The following is a 4,756-nucleotide window of genomic DNA, read 5'->3' as shown; positions in this document are numbered from 1 at the left end:
TGTAATCGGCCCGCGCCTGTCGCGAGAGAACCGAGGCCGTCCCGAAAGGGGCGGCCTTTTGCATGGGAGGCCACGGGAAGGAAGGCGCGGCTGTCGAGGGAGGGGAACGCGCAGCAGGGCGGGCGGGGACCGGCTAGGCCTGGTCCTTTTCCGCCAGTGCCAGCCATTCCTCCTCGGCCGCGGCCAGGGCCTGCTGGCGCTCGGCCAGGCCCTCGCTGGCCTTGGCGAACCTGGCCGGGGCGGTCTGGAACAGGTCGGGCTGGGCCAGGAACTCGGTCAGCTTGCCGATCTCGGCCTCGAGCCGCTCGATGATCGCCGGCAGCGCCTCCAGCCGCTTCCTCTCGGTGAAGCTGAGCCCGGCGCGTTCGGCCACGGGTTTCGGCGCCGGCCGTGCCGGGGCGGCCGGGGCCGGCTTGGCTGCCTCGGGCGCCGGGGCGGCCTCTGGCCGCTGCGCGCGATAGTCCGACCAGCCGCCCGGATAGATCACGGCGCGGCCGTCGCCCTCCATCGCCACGGTGGTGGTGGCCACCCGGTCGATGAAATCGCGGTCGTGGCTGACCAGCAGCACGGTGCCGTCGTAATCGCCCAGGATGTCCTGCAGCAGGTCCAGCGTCTCGACGTCCAGGTCGTTCGTGGGCTCGTCCAGCACCAGCAGGTTCGAGGGTTTCGCCATGATCCGCGCCAGCAAGAGCCGGGCCTTTTCGCCGCCCGAGAGGCTGCCGACCGGGGCGCGAGCCTGCGCCTCGTCGAACAGGAAATCCTTGAGATAGGCCACGACATGGCGCGGATTGCCGCGCACCATGACCTGGTCCGAGCGCCCCGAGACCCGCATGGACGGATCGCCCGCCAGCGCGTCCCACAGCGTCGCCGTCTCGTCGATGGCCGAGCGCGCCTGGTCGAAGACCGCGATCTCCAGGTTGGTGCCGTGCCTGACGGTGCCGGTATCGGGCGCGATCTCGCCGGTCAGCATCTTGATCAGCGTGGTCTTGCCGACACCGTTCGGGCCGACGAAGGCCACCCGGTCGCCGCGCAGCACCCGCAGGTCGAAGGGTCTCAGGATCGTCAGGTCGCCGAAGGATTTCGAGATGCCCTTGGCGTCGATCACCCGCTTGCCGGATTGCGGCCCGGCGTCCAGTTCCATGGCCGCGGTGCCCTGGCGGCGGATCTGGCCGGCGCGCTCCTCGCGCAGCGCCGCCAGCGCGCGCACCCGGCCCTGGTTGCGCTTGCGCCGGGCGCTGATGCCCTCGACCGCCCAGCGGGCCTCGGCCTTGATCTTGCGGTCGAGCTTGTGGCGCGCCTCGTCCTCGGCCGCCCAGACGGTTTCGCGCCAATCCTCGAAATGCTCGAAGCCCCGGTCCTGGCGGCGCACCTCGCCGCGGTCGATCCACAGCGTCGCCCGGGTCAGCGCCCGCAGGAAGGCCCGGTCGTGCGAGATCAGCACGAAGGCGGCCCGGGTGGTGGCGAGTTGTTCCTCGAGCCAGCCGATCGCCTCGATATCCAGGTGGTTGGTCGGCTCGTCCAGCAGCATGAGTTCCGGCGCCTCGGCCAGCAGCCGGGCCAGCGCCGCCCGCCGCCGCTCGCCGCCCGAGGCGGTGGCTGTCGGGCGGTCGGGGTCGAATTTCAGCCCTTCGGCCGCCATCTCGACCCGGTAGCCCTCGGCCTCGCCAAGGCCGGCGCGGGCGAAATCGCCCAGCGTGGCATGGGCCGACAGGTCCGGGTCCTGCTCCATGTAGCCGACGCGGGTGCCGGCGGGGGTGATGACCTGGCCGGCATCGGGCTCGACCAGCCCGGCCATGACCTTCATCAGCGTGGACTTGCCCGAGCCGTTGCGGCCGACCAGCGCCAGCCGGTCGCCTTGCTGGACGGTCAGATCCAGACCGTCGAAGACGGGATTGCCGCCGAAGGTCAGAGAAATATCGGTGAGTTGCAGAAGCGGAGCGCGTGCCATGAGGGGGCAGATATGCCGCGCCAGCCGCCGGGTCAACGGGGGATGGATGCGGGCCGAACGGGGGCGCTGCCCCCGGCCCTGCGGGCCTCCCCCGGGGTATTTTCGAAACGGAAAGGCGGCAGGGGATTACAGCGCCCGGACCAGCCGGCCGGCCAGCGCGTGCAGCTCGTCGCGATAGCCCGTGCGCGCCGAGGGCCGGTCGGGATCCGAGGTGATGGCGATGGCCACCGGCACGCGCCCCGGAAAGACATGGATCATCTGCCCGCCATAGCCCCAGCCGTAACGCACCGGCCGGCCGGCGATGCGACCGATGAACCAGCCATAGCCATAGGTTTCGCCGGTGAAGATCGAGCGGGTGCGCGGCTGCCAGCTTTCCGCGATCCAACCCGGCGGGATCACCCCCTGCCCACCCGCGGCATAGGCGGCGCCGAAGCAGAGCAGGCTGCGGGTGCTCATCGCCATCTGGTTGCCGCCCAGATGGATGCCCTGCGGGTCGCGGTCCCATGCGGCGATGGAAAAGCCGGGAATGTCCAGCCAGTCGCGCGCCAGCGCCAGGGTCGAGCGCCCCGAGGCCCGCGCCAGCATCGCCGAGACCAGATGCGTCGAGGCGGTGGAATAAAGCATCCCCTGCCCGGGATCGGCGACGAAGGGCGCGGCCAGCGCCGCACGCACCCAGTTCCGGCTGCTGACCCATCGGCCGTAATTCGGCCCCGACTGCCGCTCCAGCCCCGCCTGCATCGACAAGAGGTGCCCCAGCGTCAGCCGGGCCAGCCGCGGGTCGGGATCGGCGGGCAGGTCGGCGCGCAGCAGTTCGGCCACCCGCTGGTCGGTGCCGGAAAACAGCCCGCGCGCGATGGCGATGCCGGCCAGCGCCGAGACGATGGATTTCGAGGCTGACTTGATGTTGGTCGGCCGGTCGGGGGTGAAGCCGTTGAAGCCGCGCGCCGCCACCTCCTCGCCGTCGCGCCAGACAGCGATGGCGCGCAGCTGCGGCAGGTCCACCGCATCCAGCACCTCGCGCAGCGCGGCGCGCGCCAGATGCGGCATGGCCAGCAAGGGTGGGGCCAGAAACGGCAGGGCCAGCAGGATTGAACGTCGCTTCATCCGGGTTATATGGGGGACACCGGGTCCGGGCCGAGCAGGCTCACCCATTCGTGACCCTTTCATGTCCGCCAGCCGCCGCCAGCCGGACCCGCAAGACAGGAAAGACCATGTCCCAGACCGTCATCCTTTCGACCTGCCGCGTGGCGACCGCGCATGGCAGCCGCTATCTGCAACAGCTCTGCAAGCACTGGGCGCACAAGTTCGAGGTCGAGTTCGACGCGAGCCGCGGCCGCATCGCCATGCCCGAGGACCGCACCGTGACGCTGACCGCCACGCCCGAGGCGCTGGAGATTTGGCTGGAGGCGCCCGAGGAAACCACCGCGCATATGCGCCACATCGTCGACAGCCACATCGCCCGCTTTGCCTTCCGCGAGGAACTGGCCTTCGACTGGCAACCGGCCTGAGGGCGGTTGCCGCCCCGGGGCCGGGCCGCTAATCTGCGCCGGTCACGAAAGGCCGGTGCATGAGCGAAGAACAGACCTATCAAGTGCTGGCGCGGAAATACCGCCCCGAGACCTTTGCCGACCTGGTCGGCCAGGACGCGATGGTGCGCACGCTGAAGAACGCCTTCGCCGCCGACCGCATCGCCCAGGCCTTCGTGATGACCGGCATCCGCGGCACCGGCAAGACCACCACCGCGCGCATCATCGCCAAGGGGCTGAACTGCACCGGCCCCGATGGCCAGGGCGGCCCGACGACCGAACCCTGCGGGGTCTGCGAGCATTGCGTGGCGATCTCCGAGGGCCGGCATGTCGACGTGATGGAGATGGACGCCGCATCTAGAACCGGCGTGAACGATATCCGGGAAATCATTGAATCGGTTCACTATCGCGCGGCGTCGGCGCGCTACAAGATCTATATCATCGACGAAGTCCACATGCTGTCGACCAGCGCCTTCAACGCGCTTCTGAAGACGCTGGAGGAACCGCCGCCGCATGTGAAGTTCATCTTCGCCACCACGGAAATCCGCAAGGTGCCGGTGACGGTGCTGTCGCGCTGCCAGCGCTTCGACCTGCGCCGCATCGAGCCCGAGGTGATGATCGCCCTGCTGCGCCGCATCGCCTCGGCCGAGGGGGCCGAGATCACCGATGACGCGCTGGCGCTGATCACCCGCGCCGCCGAAGGCTCGGCCCGCGACGCGACCTCGCTTCTGGATCAGGCCATCAGCCACGGCGCCGGCGAGACGACGGCGGCGCAGGTCCGCGCCATGCTGGGGCTGGCCGACCGCGGCCGGGTGCTCGATCTCTTCGACATGATCCTGCGCGGCGCGGCGGCCGAGGCGCTGGCCGAGCTGCAGGCGCAATATGCCGATGGCGCCGACCCGATGGCGGTGCTGCGCGACCTGGCCGAGATCACGCATTGGGTCTCGATCGTGAAGATCACCCCCGAGGCGCTGGAGGATCCGACCATCGGCCCGGACGAGCGCGCCCGTGGCCAGCAGATCGCCGAGAAGGTGCCGATGCGGGCGCTGACCCGGCTGTGGCAGATGCTGCTGAAGGCGCTCGAGGAGGTGGGCCAGGCCCCGAACGCGATGATGGCGGCCGAGATGGCGATCATCCGCCTGACCCATGTCGCCGATCTGCCCGACCCCGAGGCGCTGATCCGCAAGGTTCAGGCCAGCGCCGCGGCGGGTGCGTTCAGCCGCAGCGCCGCGCCCCCGGCGGCGCGAGCCGAGGCGCGCCAGGATGCGCCGCGCGCCACCGC

General features: G+C 70.5%; 4 protein-coding genes. 2 read left to right on the top strand and 2 right to left on the bottom strand.

Translation table 11 applies throughout. The annotated features are described in order from the left end of the window. Nucleotides 1-133 precede the first annotated feature (133 nt). Together I9P22_RS23155 and I9P22_RS23150 are read right to left on the bottom strand one after the other, a co-directional pair. Complete coding sequence (locus tag I9P22_RS23155; RefSeq protein WP_199262501.1) at nucleotides 134-1,948, bottom strand: ABC-F family ATP-binding cassette domain-containing protein; 1,815 nt, start codon at nucleotides 1,946-1,948, stop codon at nucleotides 134-136. 126 nt (nucleotides 1,949-2,074) lie between these two features. Beyond that, nucleotides 2,075-3,052 (bottom strand): serine hydrolase domain-containing protein, encoded by a 978-nt coding sequence (locus I9P22_RS23150; protein ID WP_199262499.1) that lies wholly within the window; start codon nucleotides 3,050-3,052, stop codon nucleotides 2,075-2,077. A 107-nt stretch (nucleotides 3,053-3,159) separates the two neighbouring features. On the opposite strand from I9P22_RS23150, the gene I9P22_RS23145 reads away from it, so the two are divergent. Further along, nucleotides 3,160-3,456, top strand: coding sequence for a DUF2218 domain-containing protein (locus I9P22_RS23145; RefSeq protein ID WP_199262497.1), 297 nt, complete (start codon nucleotides 3,160-3,162; stop codon nucleotides 3,454-3,456). A 59-nt stretch (nucleotides 3,457-3,515) separates the two neighbouring features. Beyond that, on the top strand, nucleotides 3,516-4,756 hold a 1,241-nt coding region (locus I9P22_RS23140), incomplete at its 3' end, for a DNA polymerase III subunit gamma/tau (RefSeq protein ID WP_199262495.1).

Source organism: Paracoccus binzhouensis, assembly GCF_016446475.1.
Taxonomy (GTDB): Bacteria; Pseudomonadota; Alphaproteobacteria; order Rhodobacterales; family Rhodobacteraceae; genus Paracoccus; species Paracoccus binzhouensis.
The sequence above is the reverse complement of the archived record's forward strand: the minus strand, read 5'-3'. Positions and strand labels throughout refer to the sequence as shown.

Bases quoted from the DNA above. Each gene is read 5' to 3' on its own strand.
- I9P22_RS23155 (WP_199262501.1), bottom strand. From the start codon at position 1,948: ATGGCACGCGCTCCGCTTCTGCAACTCACCGATATTTCTCTGACCTTC.
- I9P22_RS23150 (WP_199262499.1), bottom strand. From the start codon at position 3,052: ATGAAGCGACGTTCAATCCTGCTGGCCCTGCCGTTTCTGGCCCCACCC.
- I9P22_RS23145 (WP_199262497.1), top strand. From the start codon at position 3,160: ATGTCCCAGACCGTCATCCTTTCGACCTGCCGCGTGGCGACCGCGCAT.